Below are 26,819 nucleotides of genomic sequence, written 5' to 3' on the forward strand. Positions count from 1 at the left end.
TGGAAGGCTCACGGCATGCCGGATCTAGCAGACCCACGCTTCCTCGACGAGCGCCTCGCCCATTGGGCCGCCACCAAACCCGACGAGGAAGCCATCGACTACCTGGACCGGAACTGGACCTGGGCGCAGTGGAATGACCGGGTGCGCCGGTTGGCCGGTGCTCTCACCGAGCTCGGCGTGCGGCGCGGGGATGTGGTGGCGTTTCTGGACAAGAACCATCCGGCTTGCGTCGAGCTGACGCTCGCCGCCGCGTCGCTGGGGGCTGCGAACGCCATCATCAATTTCAGGTTGGCGGCGGACGAACTCGACTATGTGCTCAACGATTCGGGCGCCAAGGTGTTGCTCGTGGGATCCGAGCTGAAGCCGAACGTGGAGAAGGTACGCGGAGCGCTCACCAACGTGGAACACATCTTTGAGGTCACCCCCGACGGCGCCGACGGCGACGAGTACGAGGCGCTGCTGGCCGAGGCGACACCGGTCGACCGTTCCGCCGATGTCGAACCGGACGATGTGTGCATCATCATGTACTCGTCGGGTACTACGGGGCGCCCAAAGGGTGTCGAGCTGACGCAGGCGAACATGATCGCGCACACGCTCAATGCACACGAGGGATTCGATTTCGACCCCGGCGACAAAAGCATGGTGTCCATGCCGCTGTTCCACGTGGGCGGTTCGTCGTACGTGCAGTTCGGCATTCACGATGGGGTGCCGAGCGTGATGACCCGCGACGTCGACGGCATGGCGCTGGCCGGGGCAATCCTCAAGGGCGCCAACCGGACCTTCCTGGTTCCCGCAGTGCTGGCCAAGGTGCTCGAAACCGGTGAGGACGCCGTGAAACTATTCGGCGCGCTCAAGACGTATTCGTACGGGGCCTCGCCAATGCCCCTGCCACTGCTGCGTGCGGCGCTGAAAGCCTGGCCGAACACCGATTTCATCCAGGCCTACGGCCTGACCGAATTGTGCGGTGTGATCAGCCACCTGCTCCCGGAGGCGCACCGGGCGCAGGACCATCCGGAGCGGTTGAGCAGTGCGGGGACGCTGGTGCCCAACGCCGAGGTGCGGGTAGTCGACCCCTACACCCTGCAAGACGTGCCGATCGGCGAGCAGGGCGAATTGTGGTTTCGCTCACCGCAATTGATGAAGGGCTACCACAACAAGCCGGAGGCAACGGCCGAAGCCATCACCGCGGACGGCTGGTTCCGCACCGGCGATATCGGCCGCGTCGACGAGGACGGCTACATCTTCGTGGAGGACCGGCTCAAGGACATGATCATCTCGGGCGGGGAGAACATCTACTCGATCGAGGTGGAGCGGGTCTTGGCCGAACACCCGGCGGTGACGGAGGTCGCCGTGATCGGGGTGCCGGACGAGAAGTGGGGCGAGGTGGTCAAAGCCGTTGTCGCCCTTGAGGGTGAGGTCACCGAGCAGGAGCTGATCGCATTCACCCGGGAACGGCTGGCCGCCTACAAGTGTCCCAAGTCCATCGACATTGCGGACGCGCTGCCCCGTAACCCGACTGGCAAGATCCTCAAAAAGGATCTGCGCAAGCCGTATTGGGACGGCCGCGACCGCGCGACCGTGTGACCCCCAGCGAAGCACGCGTGGCGTGATCCGGTGCAGACCGCTCGCGGACCGATCAGCCTGCGGGCAGCTTGACAACCAGACCGGCGTCCCATGCGCGATCCAACAGCCCCGCAACGTCAATGTGCATGGCGGCTTCAAACTCGGGAGTTGCCACTAGATCTTGTACGTAACACAGGACCTGCTCGGCGACAATTTGATCGACCCCACCAACCCAGCCGATGAGGCGAGCGCCGAAGCCGACCGGATCGACGGTTGTGCGGACATAATGTTTCTGCACTTCTTCGAGCTCAACGGTCACCGTGCACGGGGGGTCGAGCCGTAACCGAAATCGCGTCTGGACCTCAACCTTGCCGCGGTAGCGGACGAGTTGCCCGGCTATGCGTACCTCCACCCGGAGCGCGATTGGGACAGTGACGATTTGGCGCCAGTAGTCGTGATCACAGGTGGCGACGCGGACCCGCCCGCGCCTGCCTCGCGCCATTGCCGACGCGATCCCGCCTGGGCCGACTTCGAGTGGGCCGATCGTGAGGTGATCGCCTACCAGGCGGGCCACCACCTGGCCGACCCTGTCCGGCGGCGCCGCCGCGAGCAGCACGAGAGCGGTGAACTGTTCAGGGGATAACTCACTGGCCGATGCAAGCCGGTCCTCATCGTTGCCCATCACCCTGATCTGTGTTCCCGTATCGCGTCTGGGCAAACAGGTCCGGAGTCCACACCGTTCGACGCCACGCTGCCCCCACCGGGACCGTCCTGGGGCGAAACCCCTACGCTGGTGTCGTGTTGCTCTTCTTCAGCTACGGCAACAAGGAGAAGTACCTCGGCGTCGGAGAGGTCAGGACCTGTCCGCGCTGCCACAACACGACGCAGTGGACGCGGATGCAGGAGTACAAGCAGATCACACTGTTCTTCGTTCCGGTCGCGCGGTGGAGTCGCCGACAGTTCGAGGTCTGCGGCATCTGTGGTACCGCCGTTGCCGCCTGAGCGCGCTCGTGTAGTCCGCTCGTCCAGAAGCCTTCAGCGCACCACGCCGCGTAGCGTCACCAGCCCAAGTTCCTTGTGGGTGAGGAACCCCGGTGGTGCATCGCAGACCGCCGGGATGGCGTTCACCGGGCCCATCGCCGTCCACGTGTATCCGGGATTTCCGTGATCACCGTTTTCATCGGCGGCGCCGCGCAGGATCAATTCGGTGGAAACGTCGCCCTGCACCACCAGGCGGTAGTGGTAGTAGCCGTCCCAGTCGGGCCTGGGGTCAATGGCGTCGTGCTCGATGAACGAATACATCTCATGCAGGGTGATGAAGGGCCGGCCGTCCACCCAGGCCGTCCACTCGTGCTGCTGGGATGCCACGGTGCCCTTCTTGATGACCCCCTTCAATCCGGGCATATCCATGTCTTCGGTTCCCTCGTAGGGAATGTCGCGCGTGGCCAGCCCGATCTTTGTTTCTGTCGTGAACTTGTCGACGGTCTTGCCCACGCCGTCCACCACCATGGACAGCGACTGCGCGAACAGGGGCCACGCGGCCCCGAACAGATTCCCCGCTTCGAATTCCGCGGGTTCCTTCCCGAATCCCATTTCGTCGAGGTACTTGAGCGTGTCCTTGTTGAAGTTCACCACTTCGTAGATGTGAATACGGTCGATCCGACTCGCGATCCGGCACAGCGTCAGCACCAGCAAGTCCGCCGCGAAGCCAGGATGAATCCCGCCGCCGTGAAACGATGTGCCGCCCTGGCGGCATGCTTCCGCAATCTTGTCGATGTCCGCGGCGTTTGTTTCGGTTCGGTACCACCAGGCACCACCGGAGGCGACGACGTTCTTGCCGCCCCGCAGCAGGCGGCAGATCTCGTCGATGTCGGACCAGAGCGGTGCATAGAACACGCAGTCCGCATCCAGTGCTTCCAAGGCGGCCTTGTCGGTTGTTGCGAGCACACCGAACGGGGCCACCCCGACAAGTTCGCCGGCGTCTTTACCGACCTTCTCGGGGCGACTACAGAGCACGCCGACGACCTCGTAGACGGGGTTGTCAGCGAAATGGCGCAGCGCGAGCGTGCCGACATTGCCGATGCCCCACTGGATGACGCGATACTTTTTCTCCGCCGTCTGCGTCATCGTTACTCCTTCCACATGAGGCCGCGGAGGGCCTCCGCGGGTGGAATCTCATCGACGGCAATCAATCCCGCGGGCGCACGACAGACCCAGTCAATGACGTTCATGGCCCGAGCGGCGGTCGAGATACAGCCGGCGTCTGTCGTATCGAATACCGGATGCGAGACATGTGTGTTGATCTCTATTCGAGGTTCGCCCTCGGCGACGACCCGGTGTACCCCGGATTGGCCGTCTGGCGGGTAGGGCCAATCGGGCGCCGCGGCGTTGGTGAGCCTGGTTATGTGCTCCAGCGTGATCACTGGTTGCCCGTCGACGATGCCCTCAGCGGCGAACCGGACTGCGGCCATTCCGCCCGGTTCGACTTTGGTCATGATGCAATCGATCGGTTGTGGGGTGTACCAGCGTTCATCGCGTTGCCGCACCTCGTCGAGTGTGATCCCGAGATGGTCGGCCAGATTCCGTACTGCGCCACCGAACATGGACACCACAACGCCGGGCAGGAAGAGCATGGGCGGGTCGTCATCCGGTTTCAGCCCGAAACCCATTGACTTGCCGGTGAATTCGTAGTCATCGTAGTTTGCGTAGTCGAATATTTCCTGGACGGTGATCGAGGAAATGCGAGTAGTAAGGCTGCACGCCGAGTAGACCAGGGTGTCCCCGGAGAACCCTGGGTCAATGCCATTGACGTACAGCGAGGTGTTGCCCGCCTCGCACGCCCGCTGCAGCGGGTCTCGCAGCCAGTCATCGGCATGCCGCGGATTGGCAAGCCAAACCAGTGATGTGCCAACCACATTGGTGCCGCCGGCAAGGAATCTGGTGATTTGATCGATGACCTCCATCGGCCGGGTCTCGCCCAGCGCCGTGTATACCACGCAGTCGGCGCCGAGGGCGACGAGCGCATCGACATCGTCGGTGGCTGTGATGCCGGTCGGCTCGGCCAACCCGCACAACTCGGCGGCATCCTTGCCGACCTTCGCCGGGCTTGAGGCATGGACTCCGACCAATTCGAGGTCTGGACGTCCGATGATGGCTCGCAACGAATGTCGTCCCACGTTGCCGGTGGAGAACTGGATCACCCGGCGCATCAGCAGCCTCCTCAGTAGTCCGGTATCGGCAAAGGCGAGTTGTTAGAGTCGATTCCGCCGTCCACATGAAAGACCGCATTGGTGGCGTAGCAGTCGGTCGTGCTCAGGTAGACGCAGAGGCGACCGAGGTCCTCGACATTGCCGAGCCGATGCAGCGGGGTGGCTTCCTGCATTTTCTCCAGCGATCCAGGCATCAGGTCGAGGCTGGACTGTAGACCGTCGGTGGCGAACGAGCCAAGTGCGATGGCGTTGACCCGGATCTTGGGGGCCAGCTCCTGGGCCATCGCGCGGGTCAAAGCTTCCAGGGCGCCCTTGGCGGTGCAGTACGCGGCCAGCGCGCGGATGCCGAAACGTGCTGAACCGGAGGAGATGTTGACGATGTTGCCGCGCCCGGCCTCGATCATGTGCGGGGCGACGAGCTGGCTCATGATGAACGTGGACTTGACGCACCAGTCGAAGGCGAGTTGGAAATCTTCGTCGGTGATATCGAGAAACCTGGCGTACGTGGCCCCGCCGACGTTGTTGATCAAGATGTCGATCCGACCGAATTGCTCGATAGCCGTCGAGACCACGCGTTCGCCGTCCGGGCGGCTCATCGCGTCGGCGACCAGTGCCAGCCCCTTGCCGCCGGCCGCCTCGATGCCGCCGATGGTGGCCACGATGTCCGACTCCGTCCGCGCCGTTCCAACCACCGTCGCACCGGCCTCCGCGAGCACCCTCGCAATGCCTTGGCCCACACCCTTGCCGGCGCCCGTAACAATGGCGACCTGTCCAGCCAGGTTGAACTGCTCCAAAGCCATACCAGCTCCCTCTCGCAGACCGCGGACGACGCCGCGCCGTTCCCATCTAACGGCTGAAACTGACTTAAGTCAACGACGGATTGGGTGATGGGCCTTCACCTCACCCGACCGGGCCGTAATCCTCGCGATACTGTCTGTAATGGGGCTCGCCTAGGAACAGAAGGGAACAATGACGTCGAGCAATCGGGTTTCGGTCCGCGAGACCAAACGTCTACAGACGCGAGAGCGCCTGATGGGTGCGGCGGTGGCCGAGTTCAAGCGCTCGGGCATGGCCGAAGCGGATGTCGGGGCCATCGTCGCCGCCGCGGGAGTTGCCCACGGCACCTTCTTTTTTCATTTCCCCACCAAAGAGCACGTGCTACTCGAGCTGGAGCACCGCGAGGAACAGCGTATCGCCAGCCAGTTCGGTCGATTCCTGGAAGCCGAGCACGACCTTGCGGATGCCCTGCGGGAGGCCGTTCGGTTGATCTCGGGTCTGGAACGCCGTTTGGGCGAAGTGTTGTTCAAAGAGTTTTTGGCGCTGCACTTTTCGCAGACGCGTCCGCCGGCAGAAGATGGCAGGGACCATCCGGTGATCGTGGCCCTTGCCCAGGAGATCGCGCAGGCACAGGAAGCCGGCCACGTTGATCCGGACGTGAACCCGATGAACAGCGCCGTGTTCTTTCTGCTGGGGTTGTATGCGCTGTTGACCACGACGAACACGTGGCCGACGCGCGACGCCATGCTCGGTGATTATGTGACCAGGTCGTTGCGAAGCCTCGGAGTGCGATAGTCACGGCCAATCACCCCGCCACCGACAGTGTTGACCTTAGTCAGTTTGTGGACTACAACAGGCGGGGGAGGCAACCTTGAATCTGCCCACACTGAACTTCCGTCGCTCCACCGGAAACGGTGTTTCCGCACCCGGCACCCGGGACGGGCTGGCCTTCGACGAGCACATGGAGGAGTCGCGGCTCGCCCAGCGGCAGGCCGACAAATGGCTGATCTCGGGCTCGCTGTTGATCGGCACCGCCGCCCTCGGCATCTTCGGGCTTCCGTTGTTCCTGCGCGGAGTCTGGTTGCTCCGCCGTGCGCAGCGAACCGGCCTGTCCGTGCGGCCAATGCTCGTCACACTGCTCGGCTATCTGGTCGTCATTGACGCCGCCATCAACACGGTGGGTTGGGCGTTGGACATGGTCGGCAACCACACCTTGCTTGGCAGAGTGCTTTTGGTGGGCTGGGGCAACATGTTCGACGCCGGCTACTTCTGGCACTTCAACGAATTATGGATTGGTGGCGCGGCCGGCCCCGGCGAGAAGGGCTGGGAGATCGGGTTGATCTTCACCGTGTTCACCATGCGAATTGCGGCCGGGATCGGCTTCTTGCAGATGAAGCGGTGGGGACACCAATGGATGGTGATCACCTGCTGGATGGGCGTGGTGATCTGGATCGGCTACGTGTTCAACATGACCATGTACGCGGACGTGCGCTTTTCCGGCGTCATCCTTCCCGTCATCGGCTGGTGGCTGTACGACATCTTCTACATCACCCCATTCCTCGCGATCCCCTACCTGCATACGGTCAATCGCGAGATCTTTTCTGACTGACTCTTGTCATAGCCGGTGCCTTAGCACTTGAGCTGATTTAGCCATGATCATAAGCTTTTCAGCGGCCTCGCCACGCTACTTCTATTGACTTCAGTCAGCAAGGAGACTACAACAGAGCGCAGGATGACTGCCCAAGTCAGAACGTCTCTGCGCGAAGCGCAGCGGTTGCAAACGCGTCAGCGGTTGCTCGGCGCGGCGCTGGCCGAGTTTCAGCGGGCAGGAATGGCCGCCGCCGAAGTGAGCGCGATCATCAGCGCCGCCGGCGTCGCGCACGGCACGTTCTTCTTCCACTTCCCCACCAAAGAGCATGTCCTGCTCGAACTGGAGACTCGAGAAGAAGCGCGCATGGCCGCCGAACTGGCGCGCTTTGTGACGAAGCCTCATGACCTGGTTGCCGTGCTGACCAAGGTGGCACGACTCGTCGTCGATCTCGAACAGCGGCTCGGCGGCCCGCTCTTCAGGGACTTCCTAGGTATCCATTTCTCCCCCACCCGCCCCGCGCGTGATGAGGAGTGGACCGACCACCCGCTGATTGTGCTGCTGGTCAACGAAATTCAGCGAGCGCGCGATCTCGGTGCAGTGCACGCTGATGTCGACCCGTTCTACAGCGCCGTCTTATTTCTGCTGGGCGTCTACGGTGCGCTGAGCACGACCCCGTCCGGCCACACACGCGAAGCGATGCTGGGTCAGCTCATCGCTACTGCCGTCCGGAGCCTGGAGCCTCGATGAATCCCGCAACCCGATAAGGAGATTGGCGTATATGGACATGGTCTGGGAGCTTTTGCGGTACGTCGCCGCTTGGGGCGGTACCGCTTTGATCATCTGGTTCTGGTACTGGATGTTCTCCAACATCGGAACGTTCTAAGCACGTGACCGAAGCGGCCGACACGTCGGCGATGTCGATGGAGCGCAGTTGCGCCCTGACGGCGGTGGCGCTCAGTGACCGGCGCCGTGAAGGCGCCCGGTTGATGACCGGTGCCCAACGCAGCTTCGGCTTGAGCCCCGCCTTGAACATCGTGCTCGTCCCCTACCCGTCGTTCGCCCGCGACTGGACGCTACGGACACTGACGTGCGGGGTCGCTCTGCAATGCTCGCCGTCCAAAGATCGCCTCGCGCAATACAGGTTGACCGATCTGTCCGCCCGAGAACACCGCGCGCTGGTGATCATCGAGGCCGGCGTCGCCCTGGGCTGGATCGCCGCTAATTGGCCAGGGTTGATGCCCGAGTTGCGCAGGGTGTTGCCCGACATCGAGGTCGGCGACCCAGACCTCGATGCGGCGGGGATGTTGGACCGGGCAATAGAAATGGCGCGTGCCGGACGGGCGCTCCCGGAGTATCCGCTGCTCGGCACGCTACCGCGCACCTATTCGAGTGCTCGCGGGTTGGCCAGTGCGATCAAGAGATTCGGCCGCATGCCGTGGACCACAACTCAGAAACGTCATCCCCGCGCGCACTCCGTACCGGTCGGCGGGGACGGCGGCGTGCGCAATCCCAACCTGCCGCCGCCCAGTCGACCCGAGGACAACGATCTCGATATCAGTCCCGATCGCCGACAGGGCATTCCTTACCCCGAATGGAATGCGTGGACCAAGAGCTTCCTGAAGGACCACGTCGCGGTTCTCGAAGTCCCACCCGGGCCGCGCGCCGGTCAGCCGCAACCGCTCTCGGCGCATCTTCGCAAATGGTTCGAGGAACACACGCACCGCGCGATGACCAATGGGCTCGAAGACGGATCCGACCTCGACGTCGACCAATACGTCCGCCACTACATCGACACCATGACCACCCAGACGAGCGAACCCAGAATATTTCGGGAACTCATGCCGAGCGGCCGCGACGTCACCACCGCGTTGTTACTCGACGGAAGTTCGTCATTGGGTGTGCACGGCGGGCGGATCTTCCGGCTGGAACTGGAATGCGCCGACGCGCTATCGCGCGCGATGACACTCGCACGCGAACGTCACGGCATCTTCGTGTTCACCGGAAACACCCGCCATCGCGTCGAAGTTCGCTGCCTCAAGGATTTTCGCGACGGCCGATACGTGGCTCCGGGCAGCCTCGGCCTGATGACCGGTGGCTACACGAGGCTTGGCGCACCGATTCGCCACTTGACGTCACGCCTGTTGGCCCAGCCATCGGAGCGCCGCCTGCTCATCGTGATCGGCGATGGACTGATCTCCGATGAAGGCTATGAAGGCCGCTATGCGTGGGCCGACGTGGCGCACGCGGTCGAGGAAGCCAACGACGCCGGTGTCTCCGTCTACTACGTGGGTGTCGGACCCACCCGCGTCGACCCCCTGCCCGAGGTATTCGGGTCGCGCCGGTCCAGGCGCATCAAGCGTGTCGAGGAACTCCCGCGGGTGCTCGCCCACGTCCACCGAGAGCTGGTTGCCGCATGACTGACACTTACATCGCCAGCGGCAATGAAGTCGAATTGTTCGAACAGGCCTACCGCGAACGCATTCCGGTCATGCTCACCGGCCCGACCGGCTGCGGCAAGACCCGCTTCGTCGAACACATGGGTGCGCTGCTTGGCCAACCCGTCGTCACCATCAGCTGCCACGACGACCTCACCAGTTCCGATCTCGTCGGCCGGTTCATGGTCACCGGCGGTGACGTCGTGTGGACCGACGGTCCGTTGACCAGAGCCGTCAAGGCAGGGGCAATCTGTTATCTCGACGAGGTGGTGGAGGCCCGGCACGATTCGTTGGCCATCCTGCACTCGCTGACCGATCACCGCCGGGCTCTCTACCTCGATCGCGCGGACGAGGTTGTCCGGGCCCCTGATTCGTTCATGCTGGTCTGCTCCTACAATCCCGCCTACCGGAGCTCCCTGAAGGAGCTGAAGCCGTCGTTCCGTCAACGGTTCGCCACGCTCCCGATGAAATACCTACCGCCCGAGCAAGAGGCGGAGGTGGTCGTCGCGGAGGCGGGGGTGGAGCTCGCGACGGCCAGGCGTCTTGTGCACTGCGCCCAGGCTATTCGCAACGCCGACGACGTCTTTCACTTCGAGCCGCCGTCCACGAGGGTGCTGGTCACCGCGGCGAAACTGATCGCGGCCGGCGCCTCCGAAATGAACGCGGCCGAGGCCTGCATACTCGCGCCGCTCAGCACCGACGGTGCGATCAACGACGGTTTGCGTGAAGTCGCGGCGGCGACATTGGTCGCGAGCAACTCCTAGGACCACGAGGGAAAGGCAGAGCGAAATGGTGGACCAACAAGAGCGCAAGCGCAAGAAGGCACTCATCGTCTTCCAGATCTTCATCTACGGCTACCTGCTGATCATGTTCAGCATCCAGCTGTACATGTCCTTTGCCCGGGGCTGGTGGAATCTATGAGTCTTTCTGTCGCTCCGCAAGACTCGGTCGGCCTCAGCGAGCACGACGACGAGTCACGAAGCGCGCAACGACGGGCCGACAAATGGATGATCGTCGGCGCCGGGCTGATGGGTTGTTGGGCTCCCGGCCTGATCGGTTTCCCCATCTTCATGCGCGGGGTGTGGCTGCAGCGCCAGGCACTGCGTGCAGGCCTGTCGGTGCGCCCGATGATCGTCACGCTGATCGGCTACCTCGTGCTGATCGACGGGATGCTCAACAGCCTCGGCTGGGCGTTGGATCTGGTCGCCAACCACACCCTGATCAACCGGGTGCTGATGATCGGCTGGGGCAACATGTTCGACGCCGGCTACTTCTGGCACTACAACGAGCTGTGGGTCGGCGGCTCGGCAGGCCCGGGTGAAAAGGCCTATGTGGCCGGGCTGATTCTCACCGTGTTCTCGATGCGGGTCGCCGCGGCGATCGGGTTCCTGCAGATGAAGCGCTGGGGCCATCAATGGATGATCATCACGTGCTGGATGGGCACGGTCATCTGGTGCGCCTACGTCTTCAACATGACGATGTACGCCGACGTGCGCTATGCCGGAGTGGTTTTCCCGGTGATCGGCTGGTGGCTCTACGACATCTTCTACATCACGCCGTTCCTTGCGATCCCGTACCTGCACACCGTCAACCGTGAAATCTTCTCCGACTGAGCCTGCTGAAGGAGCACTCCCATGACCACCACGCCATCACCTACAGCTGAAAACGAAGCGGCAGAAGACCTTCCACCCGGTACGACACCCTATTACGCGCGCATGCACAAGTGGATCAAGCGGGCGGTACTCGTGTGCCTGGTGGCGCTGGTCATCGAGGGCGCGTTCACGCTCCCGTTTATGGCGGTCTACTACGGCTATCCGACGTTGAGCCTCACCGAGATCTGCAGTGAGCTACTCAAAGTCCGCTACTCCGACGACAATCTGGAGTGCAAATACCCCTACCCGCCGCTGGGTCCGCCGGAAGGCGCCGAAGGCAAGGACACCGCCAGAGACGTGTGGGGTATTCAGCCGACCCCGAAATACCACCGACTCGGGTTCCGCGAACTGGTGCGCATCCATGAGGAAAGGCTCGCCCGCCAAGCCGCGCAACAGCAGGCCGGCGCGAAGCCGTGACGCGCAAACTGCGCGTCGTCCAGTGGACGACGGGCAACGTGGGCAAGAAATCCGTCCACGCCATCACCGCCAATTCACTGCTTGAACTCGTCGGCTGCTACGCGTGGTCGCCCGAGAAGGTCGGCCGTGACGTCGGGGAGCTATGTGGCATCGCGCCCCTCGGAGTCCAAGCCACCGACGATGTCGATGCGTTGCTCGGCCTGAAACCCGACTGCGTCGTCTACAACCCAATGTTCGCCGATGCCGATGAGGTGGCCCGCATTCTGCGAGCCGGAATCAACGTCGTGACCACCTCAGAATTCATCACCGGACACCAACTGGGCTCCGCCCGGGACCGCATCAGCGACGCCTGTGCGCACGGCGGCGCGACCATCTTCGGCAGCGGCATCAACCCGGGGTTCATTCAACTTCTCGCGATCGTCACGGCCGGCCTCTCCGACCGAGTCGACCGGATAGCGATCGTCGAATCCTTCGACACCAGCATCTACAACTCGCCGGCAACAGAGATACCGATGGGCTTCGGGTACCCGATCGACCAGCCGGATCTGCACGCCATCACCGAAAAGGGATCCGGCATCTTCCGCGAAGCGGTGCAGCTGCTCGCCGATGCCCTCGGCGTTCACCTCGACGACATCAGTTGCACGACCGAATACGCCCAAACCACAGAAGATCTCGCGCTGCCGGGCGACTGGACGATCAAGAAGGGATGTGTGGCCGGCATCGACGTCCGGTGGAAGGGGACTTTCGATGCGCGCGAGGTGGTCGAGCTCCGCGCCGTCTGGACCAAGGGCCAGTCCCTGGATCCGGCCTGGTCGACGAACTTCGGTTACACCGTCACGGTCGAGGGCCGCCCCACCATCAAGACAACGCTGAATTTCGAACCGCCACCGGACTTTCACGGTGAATCGATCGAGGACTACATCATGCTCGGGCTGACCATTACCGCGATGCCCCCGATCACGGCGATACCCGCGGTTGTCGCGGCGCCGCCCGGCATCGCCACCTACACCGATCTACCCCTGCTACTTCCGCGAGGCGTGCTGGCACGCAACTGAAAGGACGGACATTCGATGTCGAAGACTTATCGCGTCATCCAGTGGATGACCGGAGATGTCGGGCAGGTGGCGCTCCGGCATTTCGCAGACAGCCCCGTGTTCGAACTGGTTGCGGTCCTGGTGCATACGCCCGAAAAGGTAGGCAAGGACGCAGGGGACATCGTTGGCATTGCGCCGACCGGGGTCATTACCACCGACGATATTGACTCGGTGGTCGCAACCGACGCCGACTGCGTGTTCTATACGCCGATCATCATGGACGTCGAGACCGTCTGTCGACTGTTGCGGTCCGGCAAGAATGTTGTGACCACCAGTGGATTCTTCCACCCGTCCAAGGACTTTCGCCAGGACGCCGTAAAGATCGAAGCCGCCTGCCGCGAGGGCGGCACCAGCTTCCACGGCGGCGGCATCCACCCGGGATACGCCGGTGACCTGTTGCCCCTGACGCTCGCCCGCGTCATCAGTCGGGTAGACAGGATAGAGGTGTACGAGGTGGTCAACGTGCTGGCCGACGCGCCACTGGACCACATCGACTGGCTGGGCTTCGGCAAAGCTAAGGATGAATTCCTCTCTTCACCAACGATCCTGGGACTGGGCTTGCCGTTCTTCGCACAATCGATGTACATGCTAGCGGACGGCCTCGGTGTCGAAATCGACGGCATCGAACACGAATTGGCCGTCGCTACCGCTACCGGCGACATTTCGCACGAACTCGGTGTGATTCCCAGCGGGACGGTGGCCGCGCAACATCACACCTGGACGGCGTTGGTCGAAGGCCAACCTCTGATCGTCTTTCACGCCATCTATCTGACCGGCGCCCCCGACCGCATCGATCCTGCGTGGGATTGGGGGAAGACGCGGTACCGCATCGTGATTGACGGCGATCCGCCGAGCGCCCTGACATTGGAAGGCGTCGAGTCTGCTGGCGGCAGGATGAGCCATCCCGGCTACAACTGGACCGCGATGGGAGCTGTCAACGCCATCCCCGACGTTTGCGATGCCGCGCCGGGTTGGCTGACCCATCTCGATCTCGGTTTGGTCCGGCCAAGAGGACTGGTGCGCAAATGACCGCCGCGACCAGTGCGCCCAGCATCTTCGATGCGGGACTGCCAACGCTCGAGTACGACGTCAACGAACCGCCACATGCGGTCTGCAGCCGAATCCGGGCGGCACAACAAGTCGCCCCGATCGCCCTCGGCCCGCTTGGCCCCGAAGTGCTTTCGCACGAACTTGCCCGAGGCATTCTCCGCGATACCCGGTTCGTCATCCCACCGGGCCTCCATTTGGCAGCCCAAGGCGTGACGTCGGGTCCACTGTGGGATCGGGTCGTCGGCAGCATCATCTGCGCCGAAGGCGCCGAACACCATCGGTTGCGCAGCCTCGTCTCGCGGGCCTTCACGCCCCGTGCGATCGCCCGGCTCGACGACACGATCGAGACGGTGCTCAACGACCTGATCGACGGCGTAGCCGGCGCGGGCCGCTGCGACATCGTCACCGATATCGCCCGGCACTATCCGATCCCGGTCATCTGTGCGTTAATCGGTGCGCCACGCGGAGATTGGGGCCAGTTCGAAGGATGGGCCGAAGCGATCTTCAAGATGGTCAACTTCTCGGTCAACCTGGTCGAGGAGATGCCGACGGTCCTGCGCGGGTGGGCCGAACTCGACGCCTACGTCGACGACATGATCGCCGAACGACGGCACCATCTGACCGAAGACCTGCTGTCCGATCTCATCCGCGCCGAGGATGACGGTGACCGCTTGAGTGCTGACGAATTGCGCATGACGGTGGCTGGACTGTTACTTGCCGGCACCGACACCACCCGCAATCAACTGGCCGCCTCCCTGCAGGTGCTGCTGGATCATCCCGGACAGTGGGCGCTGCTGCGGGAGCGTCCGGAACTGGCCATGTCCGCGGTCGAAGAGAGCATGCGTCACTCGCCTGCCGTCTGTAGCACGGTCCGCACCGTAGCTGAGGACGTCGCGTTCGGCGGATACACCTTCCCGGCCGGCGCGTTCATCTTCGTCAATTCCTTTGCGGCCAATCGTGATCCCGAGATCTATCCCGATTCCGACCGCTTCGACATCACCCGGCAGGGGGCGCCAGCGGTGTTGACGTTCGGTGGCGGTGCGCACTACTGCCTCGGCGCGAACCTGGCCAGGAAGGAATTGGCCGAAGGGCTCAAGATTCTGGCGCGACGGATGCCCGATGCCCGTCGGGCCGGACCGGCGCCCTGGAAGCCGATGATGGGCATGAGCGGACCCACCAGCCTGACCGTCGAGTTCGGGCCGCAACGATGAGCGACGCGCCGTCGCGGCTGCATCACGTCGTCTTCGCGGTGCAGCGGGACCGGCACGACGAAGTGGGGCGCCTGTTCACCGAACTCGGCTTCAGCTTCAACGACCTCACCCTGGAGGAGTTGGGACTGCGGGTGCTGCTGGACTGGGACCGGGGTATCGAACTGATCAGTCCCGACCCGGGATCCACCGCTGAGGTCGCCGCATCGGTGAACGAATTCCTTTCCACCCACGGGGACGGCGTCTACACGGTGGTGGTGCAGGTTCCCGGCGCGTCCGCCGCGGAAGACATCGCCAAACGGTACGGCTCGATCACCCGATTCCGACAGGGCTTCTCCGGCGACGGCAACTACCTCGAAGAGATCGATCTTTCGGTGTGCGGGCTGCCGCTGACGTTCCTGGCCACCAACCTGCCGTGACCATTGTCGGCGCGCCTGGTTGACATTGCGCCGTTGGGGGTATCTCACCGGCAGCCCTGCGGGCGGGGATGGCTTCGGTGTGATTGAAGTGAGCGGCGATGGTGGGCTGGCTGGACAGGCTGCAGCGACGCAACCGCGGCGTGGGAATAGTCGTCGCGGTCATCTACAAATACCTCGACGACCAGGGCGGATACCTGGCCGCGCTGATCACCTACTACGCCTTCGTCTCGCTGTTTCCGCTGCTGTTGCTGCTGACCACCGGCCTTGGGGTGTTGCTTCGGGGCCGGCCGGATCTTCAGACGCAGGTGCTGCAAAGCACGCTGAGCCAATTCCCGGTCATCGGCAGCCAGCTACACCAGCCGGAAGGCCTCAGCGGAGGAACGGTCGCCGTGGTGGTCGGCATTCTCGGCGCGCTCTACGGCGGACTGGGTGTCGGGCAGGCGGTGCAGAACGCGATGGATTCGGTGTGGGCCGTGCCGAAGCACGCACGGCGCGACCCGTTCAGGAGCCGCAAACACAGCCTGATCCTGCTCCTGGTGCTCGGCTCGGCTGCCATCGCCACCACTGTCCTGTCCGCCGTCGGCCATGTGACCGGATCACTGGGCATGGTGGGCAAGCTCGGTGTCACGGTCATCACGGTGTGTATGAACGCCGTGATCTGCTTGGTGCTGTTCCGCGTCACCACCGCGCGAGAGCTGACCTACCGACAGGTGTTGCCGGGGGCGCTTGCCGGCGCAGTTATCTGGCAGGTGCTGCAATGGTTCGGTGCCGGTTACATCGGGCATGTCGTGAAGACGTCGAGCGCCACCAACAGCGTCTTCGCGCTGGTCCTCGGCATGCTGGCGTTCTTGTTCCTGATCTCCTCGACGCTGGTGCTCTGCGCCGAGATCAACGTCGTCCTGGTCGAGCAGCTGCACCCGCGCGCATTGCTGACCCCCTTCACCGACGACGTCGATCTGACTCCCGCGGACCGTAAGACCTACACCAGGAAAGCCAAAGCCGAACGCGTCAAGGGGTTCCAACGGGTCAGCGTGAAATTCAGCGATCTGCACCGCAAGGAGACGCACGCGCCGTGAGCCGTTAACATGTTGCGGTAACGACGGATTCGGAAGGAACCATGGAGTTTCGGGTATTTGTCGAACCGCAGCAAGGCGCCTCGTACACCGACCAGCTTGCCGTCGCCCAAATCGCCGAACGGCTCGGTTATGACGCGTTCTTCCGCTCCGATCACTATCTGGCGATGAGCGGTGACGGCCTGCCCGGTCCGACCGATTCGTGGGTCACCTTGGGAGCGATCGCGCGCGAGACGTCCCAGATACGCCTGGGCACGCTGGTTACTTCGGCGACGTTCCGCTACCCCGGCCCGCTCGCCATCGCGGTGGCACAGGTGGACGAAATGAGCGGCGGCCGAGTCGAATTCGGCTTGGGCAGCGGATGGTTCGACGCCGAGCATCAGGCCTACGGGATCCCTTTCCCGCCGGTGCGGGAACGGTTCGACCGGCTCAGCGAGCAGCTGGCCGTCATCTCGGGACTGTGGACGACGCCGCCGGGCGAGACGTTCGACTATTCCGGTGCGCATTACACGATCGCCGGGTCACCGGCCCTGCCCAAGCCGGTGCAAACCCCCCATCCGCCGATCGTGATCGGTGGCACGGGCGCCAAGCGCACACCGGAACTGGCCGCCGCCTACGCCGCCGAGTTCAACGTGGCTTTCGTCTCGATGGATATCGCCCAGAAGCAGTTTCAGCGGGTGGCCGACGCGGTGGAGGCCGCGGGCAGGGCACCCGACTCGATCGTCTACTCCTGCGCCTTTGTGTTGTGCGCCGGGCGAGACGACGCCGAAGTGGGCCGGCGTGCTTCGGTGATCGGCCGGGAGGTTGATGAAATGCGCTCCAACAGCCCGCTGGTCGGCACGCCCGCCGAGATCGTCGACAAACTCGGGCCCTGGGCGGAGTTGGGGACGCAGCGCGTCTATGCGCAGATGCTCGATATGTCCGACCTGGCGCACCTCGAGCTGTTCGCCGAAAAGGTGATCCCGCAGCTGCGCTGACCCGGGCGGTCGATTCAGCCCCGGAGGCCCGTTATGAATCGCTGTAAGGTGCGGGTCAATGACCGCGGCACGTGGTCCGGGTCCATCAGGTCGTTCTCGGCCAGCGGACCCGCCTCGCCGGACACGGTGTCCTCGGTGAGTGGCCGCAAGGTCTTTCCCCGACCACGAAGTGCCTCAACGGCTTTCAGGACAGAACCGGATTGGCCCGCCACCCGCTCGAATTCGGTGACGGACACGCCCAAGTGCTCGGCGATCAATCGGTCCCGCACGCAGACGATTTGGCGCCGGACCTCGTCGTAGACGGCATCCCCGGAATGCGCCTCGATGGCCAGGTCGCATTCGCTGTCAAAGCCCAACGAGCGGTTGTTGATGTTGGATGATCCGATACGCAGCAGGCGATCGTCGATCGCCAGCACCTTCGAGTGAACGTAGATCGGTGTTCCGCCGTCGGTCACCGGCCAATAGACACCCAATCGCCCGTGCGTGTCCGCTTCCCACAGCAATTGCAGAAGCAGGTGGCGCGCACTGTCCATCGCCCCGCGTTCGAGCGGGTTGTTGCCTCTTCGCGGCAGGACGATGACGATTTCCGGCCCGTCGTGTTGCCTCAGTCGATCGGCGAGCGCCTCGACGATGCGTCGCGCCGCCAGGTATTGATTCTCGAGATAGATGGTGCGCCGCGCCGCGGCGATCGCCCTCAGGTTCAGCGCCTCTACCTCGCGGACCTCGCCGCGATCGTCCGATTCTGGGATTGTCCGAGCGATGCCGATGTCGACGCCGCGCAGGATCGGCCCCAGCCTGCTGGGCCACGCGGCGTGCCTGGCCTGCACCGGTGCCAACGATTGGCCGGTCGCGTTCTGCCACCGCTGTGTGGCCTGCTCGGCGAGAGCCGCTGCGGCAGCACCGTCTACGGCCGCGCTCACCTCGTGGCGTGGCCCGTAGCTACGCCCCAGGGCGCGCCGGCGGCGGCTGCCGTGCTGATGCGCCGGGGTGTCCCAGCGCCCGATGGTGAGGTCGATTCCGCCGCAGAACCCCACCGCATCGTCGATGACCGCGATCTTTTGGTGATGGACCGATCCGGTCGGGTGGTTGCCGTCGACGGCGAAGTGCAGTCGCTTGTTGCTGATCTGGTTCACCACTGACACCGGGGTAAGTCCGAACCACACGTCGTCGAACACCGGCAACAGGCGCAGATTGGACTTCAGCAGGTAGATCTGCAGATCCGGGCGCTTGCGCAGCATCCAGTACAGGAAGGTGCCCAGCTGATTGGGGCCGGGCAGGGTCCTGGCGCCCCGCTCGAAAGCCATCCTGAGGTCCAAATCCCAACCGATCAGCATGATCCGGTGCTGGGCGCGCAGCATCGCGGCCTTGACGTGCCGGAAATAGTCGGCCGCATCGATCACCGCCGCGAACTGCCCGGCGGGCGCCACGCGCCAGCAGGTTTGGCCGGGAACCAGGAGTCGATCGTCAGGCACGCTCATACTTTCGCTGTATCTACCCATATTTCTGCCCTGCGGAACGTGGTCGCGCGACGGCACGCCGTATATGCTTCCCCTCATCACAAGTAGTTGATACTTGAACTTGCGACGGAGGACCCTCGTGCGCGATGACGTCACGACGCTCGACGACACAGAACATGATTTCGCCCAGCCCTGGGCCCCGCACCGACTCAAGATCTATACCGCCACAGCAATTTTCACCTTCGCCGTGTTCCTCTTGATGACCGTCGGCGTCGGCACCGGCCTGATCGCGCCGACGTTCACGGCAGACGTCATTGCGAACGTCATCTTCGGCATACCCGTGCTGCTGTTGCCCTTCGTCATTTTGTGGAATGCGCCGGGAGAGAAGCGGTCTCGCCTCGACAAGGCAACCGAATTGACCCTCTTCTATTTGCCGTACACGGCAGGCAGCCAGATCGGCTATGAGCTTGTCTTCTTGATCGGCCATCCGCTCGGTCTCTGGGCGCCCACGACCGACCCGGGCTGGAAGTGGCTGTGGTGGCAGTACGGGCTGGCCGACACCCGCTACGTCAGTGGCAACCCGTGGATCTTTGCGCTCGAAGTCGTGGGCGTCTGCACGGGCGTGACCGTATTCATCATGTGGACGCGGTTGATCCGTCGCGACTTGCCCGTCGAATCACGTATCCACAGCCTGTGGATCGCGTTTGCTGGATGCGCTGTGCTGATGAGCAGCACCGCCGTGTACTTTCTGGCCGAAGTGGGCGCTGGATTCAGCCATATCGGGCAGGGCGCCTTCGGCCTGGGGTTCAAGTTCATCGCCGAGAACATTCCGTTCATCGTGCTGCCGCCGCTGGTCCTGTACTCAATTCATCTCCAGATCGATTATCTGACCCGTCGGGCGGGGCCAACGGCCGCGGCCCTCGCCTGAGCCATGACGAAAGCCGGCCTGTGGCTGAACGCGATCCTCGCGACACTGGGGATCGCCGCCTTCCTGGTGATAGCCGGGTTTTTCGGCTACAAGTGGTTGGCACGCGACGAAGTAAACCGTTCCTACAGCTGCGGTAGCGGTAGCCGGGGCGGGACGTGCTTCGAAGGTGAAGCTGTAAACATGGTGCTTACCTTCGTCTTTGGCGGCCTCGCGGTGCTGGGGATCGTGCTGCTGGTGCGTGCCATCCGCTTCCATCGGCGCGGTGAATGAGGGACTTCACCGCCAGCGGTAGCCCTCGACCGGTATGGGTTCACCCTCGATGACGTTGACTGAAGGCGAAGGCGGGGATCGGATCCTGGTGGCCGCGCAGATTCAGTGATCGCCGTGGCGCTTGTTCCGTGAGTTCATCGGCGACTCCGGCCGCCACGAGCAGTTCCCCGCCGGCGGCGTGCTGCTGCATCCGCGCCGCAACGTTGACCGGGTCGCCCAGGGCGGTGAAGTCGACCACCCCGTGGCCGACGTTGCCCACGTAAGCGACACCGGCGTTGACCGCCACTCCCACTTCTATCCACGGCTCCCGCCCGCCTCCGTAACCGACGGCGTCGAGCAGGTCGCGACCGGCCAGCACCGCCCGGCGCCGATAGTTGGGACCGCTGATGCCGCGGACGAAGAACGCCATGACCTCGTCGCCGATCAGCTTGTCGATCACCGCGTCGTGGCGCAGCAGGGTCTGCGTCGCGGCCGCGTAGAAGCGGTTCAGCAGGGCGGCGAAGTCGGTGGCGTCGCAGTGCTTGCCCAGCGTCGTGGACCCGCGGACGTCGGCGAACAGAACTGCGACATCCACCTCGGCGCCACCGGGCGGCAGCGCGTCGCAGCAACGGCTGCACAGGTTCGGGTTCTTGCGGGAGGGAGTGAATCCGGCCAGGGCGATGACGCGCCCGACCGGCCCGCCGAACGGGTTGTTGCACAGCTTGCAGCGCGGCGCCGAGGGCAGATACCGGAAGACGTGGCGTGCCCGGACCAGCGGGGCGTGCCCGTCCGTCAGCACCTTGTCCCACAGTTCGTGGGACACGACCGGGGACTCGATGTGGGAGGCAACCATGCAGTCATCGTCTTATTCAGGCACGGGCGAACGCATGGGGCATCCGCCTCAACGGATGCGCTCTAGCGCCAGCGCGCGAACAGCCGGTAAGGCTTGTGTTCCTTGCGCCCGAGCTCGGCGCAGCAGGGGCCGTATGCGTTGCCCTGCACCGTCCGTCGTGCCTGCCATAACGGCACGTTGCGCTCACAGAAGAAGCAAGTCACCGTCCAGACCCGTCGGTTACCCATAACTCAGGGTAGCGCCGACCTGCATGGACTTCCCTGACGACGGCTCCGGCAAGCCGCATGCGGCCGCCAGCGCCTGTGGTGGCAGGTACAGGATTCGAACCTGTGAAGCTTTCGCGACGGATTTACAGTCCGCTCCCATTGGCCGCTCGGGCAACCTGCCGCCTAGCAGGTTACAACGAACGGGTAGACAGTTCACAAACGGCTAGCACGACGAGGAAGGGCTATCGCATGGCGGACTCATCGTTCGACATCGTCAGCAAGGTCGACCGGCAGGAGGTCGACAACGCGCTCAACCAGGCCGCGAAGGAGCTTTCCACCCGTTTCGACTTCCGCGGGACCGACACCAAGATCGCCTGGAAGGGCGAGGAGAACATCGAGCTGACCTCGTCCACCGAGGAGCGGGTGAAGGCGGCCGTCGACGTCTTCAAGGAGAAGCTGATCCGTCGCGACATCTCGATGAAGGCCTTCGAGGCCGGTGAGCCGCAGGCCTCCGGCAAGACCTACAAGGTGACCGGCACCCTCAAACAGGGAATCAGCAGCGAAAACGCGAAGAAGATCACCAAGCTCATCCGCGACGAGGGCCCGAAATCCGTCAAGACCCAGATCCAGGGGGACGAGGTCCGGGTCACCAGCAAGAAGCGCGACGACCTGCAGGCCGTTCAGGGCCTGCTCAAGCAGGCCGACCTGGACGTCGCCCTGCAGTTCGTCAACTACCGCTAATTGAAGCGAGGTTCCGATGACCGTGACCGACCAGCAAGTCGACACCGACCGCTTCGACGTCCTGATCGTCGGCGCCGGTATTTCCGGGATCGGCGCGGCCTACCGCATCTCCCAGCGCAACCCGTGGCTGCGCTACACCATCCTGGAGCGCCGGGACCGGATCGGCGGCACCTGGGACCTGTTCCGCTACCCGGGCGTGCGGTCGGATAGCAGCATCTTCACGCTGAGCTTTCCGTTCGAGCCGTGGACGCGCGAGGAAGGCGTCGCCGACGGCGACCACATCCGCCAGTACCTGTCCGACACCGCTCGCAAGCACGGCATCGACCAACACATCCGGTTCAACAGCTATGTGCGCAGCGCGAACTGGGACTCCAGCACCGACACCTGGACCGTGACCTGCGAGCAGGACGGGGCCGTCAAGCAATACCTCACCCGGTTCCTGTTCTTCGGCAGCGGCTACTACAACTACGACGAGGGCTACACCCCCGACTTCCCCGGCATCGAACAGTTCGGCGGCACCGTCGTGCATCCCCAGCACTGGCCCGAAGACTTGGACTACACCGGCAAGAACGTGGTGGTGATCGGCAGCGGGGCCACCGCGGTGACGCTGATTCCGTCAATGTCCGAACGCGCCGGCAAGGTGACCATGCTGCAGCGCTCGCCGACCTACATGATCGCGGCCTCGAAATACAGCAAGTTCGCTTGGTTCAGCCGGAAGATATTGCCCCGCAGGCCATCTCACCTGGCCATCCGGTTCTACAACGCCCTGATGGAAGGGGTGCTGTGGTTCCTGTCGCGCAAGACGCCCGTGTTCGTCAAGTGGCTGCTGCGACGCAAGGCCGTCCAGAACCTGCCCGAGGATTATGCGGTCGATGTGCACTTCAAGCCTCGCTACAACCCGTGGGACCAGCGGCTGTGCCTGATCCCCGACGCGGACCTGTACACCTCGATCGCCGAGGGCCGCGCGGAGGTGGTGACCGACCACATCGACCATTTCGACGCCACCGGAATCGCGCTCAAATCCGGCAAGCACCTGGACGCCGACATCATCGTCACCGCGACCGGCCTGCAGCTGCAGGCCCTCGGCGGCACCCTAATCAGCATCGACGGGGTCGAGATCAACCCCACCGACCGCTTCGTCTACAAGGCGCACATGCTCGAAGACGTGCCCAACCTGTTCTGGTGTGTGGGCTACACGAACGCGTCGTGGACCTTGCGTGCCGACATGACGGCCCGGGCGACCGCAAAATTGATCGAGTACATGTCCGCGCACGGTTACACCCACGCGAGCCCGCACCTGGGCGACGAGCCGATGGACGAGAAGCCCGCCTGGGACATTCAGGCCGGCTATGTGCGCCGGGCGCTGCACGCGCTGCCGAAGTCGGGAACCAGGCGGCCGTGGAATGTCCGCCAGAACTATTTCGCCGACGCGATCGACTTCCGATTCGACCGGATCGATGAGGCGATGGTGTTCGGACGCGCGGTCGACCGAGCGGCTTTGGTGAGTTAGTTCTGGGTTTACGCTAACCCCATGGCAGCCGAGAAGCGCGAACCCAAAGTCGTCGTCCTTGGTGGCGGATCCTGGGGCACCACCGTGGCGTCCATCTGTGCGCGCCGGGGACCGACGTTGCAGTGGGTGCGCTCAGAGGAAACGGCCAAGGACATCAACGAGAACCACCGCAACAGCCGCTACTTGGGCGACGCGGTGGAGCTGTGCGAAAACCTGCGCGCCACTACGGACTTCGCTGAGGCAGCCAATTGCGCCGACGTCATCGTGATGGGGGTTCCGTCGCACGGGTTCCGCGGCGTGCTCACCGAACTGGGCAAGGAACTGCGCCCGTGGGTGCCGGTGGTCTCGCTGGTGAAGGGGCTCGAACAGGGCACCAACATGCGGATGTCGCAGATCATCGAGGAGATCCTGCCCGGGCACCCGGCCGGCATCCTGGCCGGGCCGAACATCGCCCGCGAGGTGGCCGAGGGCTACGCCGCCGCCGCGGTGCTGGCGATGCCCGACCAGCATCTGGCCACCCGGCTGTCCACGCTGTTCCGAACCCGCCTGTTCCGCGTCTACACCACCGATGACGTGGTCGGCGTCGAGATGGCGGGCGCATTGAAGAACGTCTTCGCGATCGCGGTCGGCATGGGCTATTCGCTGGGCATTGGTGAGAACACCCGCGCGCTGGTGATCGCGCGGTCGTTGCGGGAGATGACCAAACTCGGAGTGGCCATGGGCGGTGACGCCCAGACCTTCCCCGGCCTGGCCGGCCTTGGTGATCTGATCGTCACGTGCACCAGCCAGCGCAGCCGCAACCGGCACGTGGGTGAGCAACTCGGTGCCGGCAAACCAATCGAGGAGATCATCGCATCGATGAACCAGGTCGCCGAGGGTGTCAAGGCGGCCAGCGTAATCATGGAGTTCGCCAACGAGTTCGGCCTGAACATGCCGATCGCGCGCGAGGTCGATGCGGTGATCAACCACGGGTCCTCGGTCGAGCAGGCTTACCGCGGTCTGGCCGCCGAGACCCCGGGCCACGAAGTCCACGGGTCCGGTTTCTAGGCCGCCAAGCGGTTCGATACCCGTATTCGCTTGTGCGCCAATGCGGACCGAGGCGCCCTAGTCGGCCTCGATGGCGATGTGCAGCCGCTTGCCGCACAGCTGCGCCAACCGGTCCAGCATGTCGACGCGCGGCGACTCGGCCCCCGTCTCCCACGCGTCGACATCGGCCTTGCTCACACCGAGTGCGGTGGCAAGTTGCTCCTGGCTCAATTCCGCGCCGGCCCGGGTCTCAAAGATCAGCTCGGCGACATTCAGTGAGACACCGGCTTCATGAACTTCCATCGATTTGCCCTGGGGCATTGCAATCACAGCCTATTGGGGTTGTCCTGCTCGTTGTTGATACCGGCAGATATACCCAATCTAGCCGCGCGCCATCGCCTCCAGGCGTCGGATGCGGTCCTCGATGGGCGGATGCGTGGAAAACAGCGACCCGATGCGCTCTCCGGCGCGGAACGGGTTGGCGATCATCAGGTGTGCCTGGCTGGCCAGTTGCGGCTCGGGCGGCAACGGAGCCATCTGCACCCCGCCCGAGATCTTGCGCAACGCCGACGCCAGCGCAAGCGGGTCACCGGTCAGCATCGCCCCGGATTCATCGGCCTGATACTCCCGCGAGCGCGACACCGCCAGCCGGACCACCGTCGCGGCGATCGGACCCAGTAGCGAAACAAGCAGCAGCGCAAAAGGATTGGCGCCACCTTCGCGGTTGCCGCCGAACGCGCCGAAGAACATCGCCATGTTGGCCAGCGCGGTGACCACCGACGCGAGTGCACCGGCGACGCAGGAGATCAGGATGTCGCGGTTGTAGACGTGGGACAGCTCGTGGCCCAGCACCGCACGCAGCTCGCGCTCGTTGAGGATCTGCAGAATGCCGGTGGTGCAGCACACCGCGGCGTTGCGCGGGTTGCGACCGGTCGCGAACGCATTCGGGGCGCTGGTGTCACTGATGAACAGCCGGGGCATGGGCTGATGGGCTGCGGTGGCGAGCTCGCGCACGATCTTGTACATCACCGGTGCCTGTAATTCCGACACGGGCTGGGCGTGCATGGCGCGCAAGGCCAGCTTGTCGCTGTTGAAGTAGGTGTAGACGTTTAGACCGACGGCGAACAGTGTCGCCAGGATGAGCGCCGTCTTCCCGAACAGGGCGCCGACGAACACGATCAACGCGGACATACCGACCAACAGCACGAAGGTCTTCAGCCTGTTGGCATGCGGATGCCAGGTCATTTTTGTGTCCTCCTACGAACACTTCAGCTTGTCTTGACTTCAGCCGATCAACGCTCGAGCGGACAGTCAAGGTTCCGGACGGCGGGAATTCGTCCTAGCCGTGCCGGCTGACCGTGTAGTCGACCAGGGCCCGCAGCGCGGCCCGGCCGGGGCCGTCGGGCAACAACTCCAGCTCGTGATGTGCCTGGTCGGCGTATTGCGCGAGGGTTTCCTTGGCCTTGGCCATCCCGGACGACGACCGCAACAGACCCAACGCCTCCCCCACCTCGGCGTCGTCGTGAATGGGGCCGGCCAGCAGCTCACGCAGCCGCGCACCCTCGGGCGCGGTTTCTTCCAGCGCGTAGAGCATCGGCAGGGTGCGGACGCCTTCCCGCAGATCGGTGCCCGGCAGTTTCCCGGATTCGTCGGACTCGCTGTCGATGTCGATGATGTCGTCGGCGATCTGGAACGCGGTACCGACAATGGCGCCGAGCCGGCTCAATCGTTCGATCTGCTCGTCGTCGGCGCGGGAGAACATTCCGCCGAACCGGCCCGCGGCCCCGATCAGGCTGCCGGTCTTCTCATGGACCACCCGCAGGTATTGCTCGATGCGATCCGCACCCTCGGGGGTCCCCCGGGTTTCCCGCATCTGACCGGTCACCAGCTCGGCGAAGGTGTCGGCGACAATCCGCACCGCTTCGGGCCCCAGCCGGGAGACCAGCCGTGACGCCGTCGCCAGCAGGTAGTCGCCGGCCAGAATGGCCACGTTGTTCCCCCACCGCGCGTTGGCGCTGGGCGCGCCGCGACGCACTTCAGCCTCGTCCATGACGTCGTCGTGGTACAGCGTCGCGAGGTGGATGAGCTCGACCACCGCGCCCGCCAGCGTCACCTCGGGGTTGTCCGGGTCCGGTCCGGTGTGCGCGCTGAGGACGGTGAACAGGGGGCGGAAACGCTTGCCGCCGGCCTGGAACAGGTGCAGCAGCGACTCGGTCATCACCTCGTCGGAGCCACGCAATTCGGCATCCATGAGCTGCTCGACCCGGCCCACGCCGTCGCGCACGGTCGCGGCGAAATCGGCGTCACCGAAGTCCACGCCCGCCACCACCGTCGCCGGAGTTCCCATTCGACCAACATACTGGTGGGCGTGGAGAACCAAGCCG

31 protein-coding genes and 1 tRNA gene are annotated in these 26,819 nt (G+C 64.1%); 21 read left to right on the forward strand and 11 right to left on the reverse strand.

Annotated elements, in window-relative coordinates:
• The first annotated feature begins 15 nt into the window (after nt 1–15).
• The gene (locus A5645_RS20165) at nt 16–1,584 is read left to right on the forward strand and encodes a long-chain-fatty-acid--CoA ligase (RefSeq protein ID WP_065130779.1); all 1,569 of its coding nucleotides are present in this window, start codon (nt 16–18) and stop codon (nt 1,582–1,584) included.
• A 52-nt stretch (nt 1,585–1,636) separates the two neighbouring features.
• Here the strand turns inward: A5645_RS20165 and A5645_RS20170 are convergent, their stop codons facing one another.
• Nucleotides 1,637–2,245 (reverse strand): hypothetical protein, encoded by a 609-nt coding sequence (locus A5645_RS20170; protein ID WP_065130780.1) that lies wholly within the window; start codon nt 2,243–2,245, stop codon nt 1,637–1,639.
• A gap of 116 nt (nt 2,246–2,361) precedes the next feature.
• Between A5645_RS20170 and A5645_RS20175 the strand changes: the two genes are divergently transcribed.
• A complete protein-coding gene (locus A5645_RS20175; protein WP_065035411.1) occupies nt 2,362–2,565 on the forward strand; it encodes a zinc-ribbon domain-containing protein in 204 nt (67 codons plus the stop codon).
• Between the two features lie 33 nt (nt 2,566–2,598).
• Here A5645_RS20175 and A5645_RS20180 read toward each other — a convergent pair whose 3' ends face one another.
• The 3 genes from A5645_RS20180 to A5645_RS20190 are packed head-to-tail and all read right to left on the reverse strand — an operon-like array spanning nt 2,599 to nt 5,572.
• Nucleotides 2,599–3,690 carry an NAD(P)H-dependent amine dehydrogenase family protein gene (locus tag A5645_RS20180; RefSeq protein WP_065035410.1) on the reverse strand — a complete coding sequence of 364 codons (1,092 nt, stop codon included), beginning with the start codon at nt 3,688–3,690 and terminating at the stop codon, nt 2,599–2,601.
• A 2-nt stretch (nt 3,691–3,692) separates the two neighbouring features.
• Nucleotides 3,693–4,772 carry an NAD(P)H-dependent amine dehydrogenase family protein gene (locus A5645_RS20185; RefSeq protein WP_065130781.1) on the reverse strand — a complete coding sequence of 360 codons (1,080 nt, stop codon included), beginning with the start codon at nt 4,770–4,772 and terminating at the stop codon, nt 3,693–3,695.
• A gap of 11 nt (nt 4,773–4,783) precedes the next feature.
• Nucleotides 4,784–5,572, reverse strand: a complete 789-nt coding sequence (locus A5645_RS20190) for an SDR family NAD(P)-dependent oxidoreductase (protein WP_065130782.1) — start codon at nt 5,570–5,572, stop codon at nt 4,784–4,786.
• 169 nt (nt 5,573–5,741) lie between these two features.
• On the opposite strand from A5645_RS20190, the gene A5645_RS20195 reads away from it, so the two are divergent.
• The 14 genes from A5645_RS20195 (at nt 5,742) to A5645_RS20255 (ending at nt 17,465) form a co-directional block, all read left to right on the forward strand.
• Nucleotides 5,742–6,344: a TetR family transcriptional regulator gene (locus A5645_RS20195; protein WP_065035407.1), complete on the forward strand. Its 603-nt coding sequence runs from the start codon at nt 5,742–5,744 to the stop codon at nt 6,342–6,344.
• Nucleotides 6,345–6,420: 76 nt separating this feature from the next.
• Nucleotides 6,421–7,158 carry a hypothetical protein gene (locus tag A5645_RS20200; protein ID WP_065130783.1) on the forward strand — a complete coding sequence of 246 codons (738 nt, stop codon included), beginning with the start codon at nt 6,421–6,423 and terminating at the stop codon, nt 7,156–7,158.
• Between the two features lie 123 nt (nt 7,159–7,281).
• A complete protein-coding gene (locus A5645_RS20205; RefSeq protein WP_065035405.1) occupies nt 7,282–7,887 on the forward strand; it encodes a TetR family transcriptional regulator in 606 nt (201 codons plus the stop codon).
• 167 nt (nt 7,888–8,054) lie between these two features.
• The gene (locus tag A5645_RS20210) at nt 8,055–9,557 is read left to right on the forward strand and encodes a nitric oxide reductase activation protein NorD (RefSeq protein WP_172830577.1); all 1,503 of its coding nucleotides are present in this window, start codon (nt 8,055–8,057) and stop codon (nt 9,555–9,557) included.
• The gene (locus A5645_RS20215) at nt 9,554–10,339 is read left to right on the forward strand and encodes a CbbQ/NirQ/NorQ/GpvN family protein (RefSeq protein WP_065035403.1); all 786 of its coding nucleotides are present in this window, start codon (nt 9,554–9,556) and stop codon (nt 10,337–10,339) included. The genes A5645_RS20210 and A5645_RS20215 overlap by 4 nt, the downstream gene beginning before the upstream one ends.
• Before the next feature lie 25 nt (nt 10,340–10,364).
• Nucleotides 10,365–10,496, forward strand: a complete 132-nt coding sequence (locus tag A5645_RS29150) for a hypothetical protein (RefSeq protein ID WP_269199538.1) — start codon at nt 10,365–10,367, stop codon at nt 10,494–10,496.
• Complete coding sequence (locus tag A5645_RS20220; protein WP_065035402.1) at nt 10,493–11,188, forward strand: hypothetical protein; 696 nt, start codon at nt 10,493–10,495, stop codon at nt 11,186–11,188. The genes A5645_RS29150 and A5645_RS20220 overlap by 4 nt, the downstream gene beginning before the upstream one ends.
• A 21-nt stretch (nt 11,189–11,209) precedes the next feature.
• Nucleotides 11,210–11,644: a hypothetical protein gene (locus A5645_RS20225; protein WP_065130785.1), complete on the forward strand. Its 435-nt coding sequence runs from the start codon at nt 11,210–11,212 to the stop codon at nt 11,642–11,644.
• Nucleotides 11,641–12,699, forward strand: coding sequence for an NAD(P)H-dependent amine dehydrogenase family protein (locus A5645_RS20230; RefSeq protein ID WP_253867077.1), 1,059 nt, complete (start codon nt 11,641–11,643; stop codon nt 12,697–12,699). Before A5645_RS20225 ends, A5645_RS20230 begins: the two co-directional genes overlap by 4 nt.
• A 15-nt stretch (nt 12,700–12,714) precedes the next feature.
• Nucleotides 12,715–13,767, forward strand: a complete 1,053-nt coding sequence (locus tag A5645_RS20235) for an NAD(P)H-dependent amine dehydrogenase family protein (RefSeq protein WP_065130786.1) — start codon at nt 12,715–12,717, stop codon at nt 13,765–13,767.
• On the forward strand, nt 13,764–14,999 hold the full coding sequence (locus A5645_RS20240; protein ID WP_065130787.1) for a cytochrome P450: 1,236 nt from the start codon (nt 13,764–13,766) through the stop codon (nt 14,997–14,999). The genes A5645_RS20235 and A5645_RS20240 overlap by 4 nt, the downstream gene beginning before the upstream one ends.
• Nucleotides 14,996–15,415 (forward strand): hypothetical protein, encoded by a 420-nt coding sequence (locus A5645_RS20245; protein ID WP_065130788.1) that lies wholly within the window; start codon nt 14,996–14,998, stop codon nt 15,413–15,415. Before A5645_RS20240 ends, A5645_RS20245 begins: the two co-directional genes overlap by 4 nt.
• Nucleotides 15,416–15,513: 98 nt before the next feature.
• Nucleotides 15,514–16,491 (forward strand): YihY/virulence factor BrkB family protein, encoded by a 978-nt coding sequence (locus A5645_RS20250; protein WP_065130789.1) that lies wholly within the window; start codon nt 15,514–15,516, stop codon nt 16,489–16,491.
• Between the two features lie 41 nt (nt 16,492–16,532).
• The gene (locus tag A5645_RS20255) at nt 16,533–17,465 is read left to right on the forward strand and encodes an LLM class F420-dependent oxidoreductase (protein WP_065130790.1); all 933 of its coding nucleotides are present in this window, start codon (nt 16,533–16,535) and stop codon (nt 17,463–17,465) included.
• Nucleotides 17,466–17,479: 14 nt separating this feature from the next.
• Here A5645_RS20255 and A5645_RS20260 read toward each other — a convergent pair whose 3' ends face one another.
• Nucleotides 17,480–18,943 carry a phospholipase D-like domain-containing protein gene (locus A5645_RS20260; RefSeq protein ID WP_172830569.1) on the reverse strand — a complete coding sequence of 488 codons (1,464 nt, stop codon included), beginning with the start codon at nt 18,941–18,943 and terminating at the stop codon, nt 17,480–17,482.
• A 118-nt stretch (nt 18,944–19,061) separates the two neighbouring features.
• Here A5645_RS20260 and A5645_RS20265 point away from each other — a divergent pair, with 118 nt between their 5' ends.
• Nucleotides 19,062–19,850 (forward strand): emopamil-binding protein, encoded by a 789-nt coding sequence (locus A5645_RS20265; protein ID WP_065130791.1) that lies wholly within the window; start codon nt 19,062–19,064, stop codon nt 19,848–19,850.
• Between the two features lie 3 nt (nt 19,851–19,853).
• On the forward strand, nt 19,854–20,120 hold the full coding sequence (locus A5645_RS20270) for a hypothetical protein (RefSeq protein WP_065130792.1): 267 nt from the start codon (nt 19,854–19,856) through the stop codon (nt 20,118–20,120).
• Nucleotides 20,121–20,160: 40 nt separating this feature from the next.
• On the opposite strand, the gene A5645_RS20275 is transcribed toward A5645_RS20270, so the two are convergent.
• The 3 genes from A5645_RS20275 to A5645_RS20280 all read right to left on the reverse strand — a co-directional run bounded on the left by A5645_RS20275 (nt 20,161) and on the right by A5645_RS20280 (nt 21,339).
• Entirely contained in the window at nt 20,161–20,952 is a 792-nt protein-coding gene (locus tag A5645_RS20275) for an adenylate/guanylate cyclase domain-containing protein (protein ID WP_065130793.1), read from the reverse strand.
• A 62-nt stretch (nt 20,953–21,014) separates the two neighbouring features.
• Nucleotides 21,015–21,179: a hypothetical protein gene (locus A5645_RS27880; protein WP_155768088.1), complete on the reverse strand. Its 165-nt coding sequence runs from the start codon at nt 21,177–21,179 to the stop codon at nt 21,015–21,017.
• 76 nt (nt 21,180–21,255) lie between these two features.
• Nucleotides 21,256–21,339: transfer RNA gene (locus A5645_RS20280), tRNA-Tyr, on the reverse strand.
• Between the two features lie 68 nt (nt 21,340–21,407).
• Between A5645_RS20280 and A5645_RS20285 the strand changes: the two genes are divergently transcribed.
• From A5645_RS20285 to A5645_RS20295, 3 genes are read left to right on the forward strand one after another with little or no spacing between them, the layout of a single operon-like run.
• Nucleotides 21,408–21,899, forward strand: a complete 492-nt coding sequence (locus A5645_RS20285) for a YajQ family cyclic di-GMP-binding protein (RefSeq protein ID WP_065035393.1) — start codon at nt 21,408–21,410, stop codon at nt 21,897–21,899.
• Between the two features lie 16 nt (nt 21,900–21,915).
• Nucleotides 21,916–23,409, forward strand: a complete 1,494-nt coding sequence (locus A5645_RS20290) for a flavin-containing monooxygenase (protein WP_065130794.1) — start codon at nt 21,916–21,918, stop codon at nt 23,407–23,409.
• Between the two features lie 21 nt (nt 23,410–23,430).
• Nucleotides 23,431–24,456: an NAD(P)H-dependent glycerol-3-phosphate dehydrogenase gene (locus A5645_RS20295; RefSeq protein WP_036352369.1), complete on the forward strand. Its 1,026-nt coding sequence runs from the start codon at nt 23,431–23,433 to the stop codon at nt 24,454–24,456.
• A 57-nt stretch (nt 24,457–24,513) separates the two neighbouring features.
• On the opposite strand, the gene A5645_RS20300 is transcribed toward A5645_RS20295, so the two are convergent.
• The 3 genes from A5645_RS20300 to grcC1 form a co-directional block, all read right to left on the reverse strand.
• Nucleotides 24,514–24,756 (reverse strand): helix-turn-helix transcriptional regulator, encoded by a 243-nt coding sequence (locus A5645_RS20300; RefSeq protein ID WP_065035391.1) that lies wholly within the window; start codon nt 24,754–24,756, stop codon nt 24,514–24,516.
• 60 nt (nt 24,757–24,816) lie between these two features.
• Nucleotides 24,817–25,680 (reverse strand): zinc metalloprotease HtpX, encoded by an 864-nt coding sequence (gene htpX / locus A5645_RS20305; RefSeq protein WP_036352352.1) that lies wholly within the window; start codon nt 25,678–25,680, stop codon nt 24,817–24,819.
• Between the two features lie 94 nt (nt 25,681–25,774).
• Nucleotides 25,775–26,782: a nonaprenyl/(2E,6E)-farnesyl/geranylgeranyl diphosphat synthase gene (grcC1, locus tag A5645_RS20310; protein ID WP_065035390.1), complete on the reverse strand. Its 1,008-nt coding sequence runs from the start codon at nt 26,780–26,782 to the stop codon at nt 25,775–25,777.
• Between the last annotated feature and the right edge of the window lie 37 nt (nt 26,783–26,819).

This window comes from Mycobacterium asiaticum (assembly GCF_001673635.1).
In the GTDB taxonomy this organism is placed as follows: Bacteria; Actinomycetota; Actinomycetes; order Mycobacteriales; family Mycobacteriaceae; genus Mycobacterium; species Mycobacterium asiaticum_C.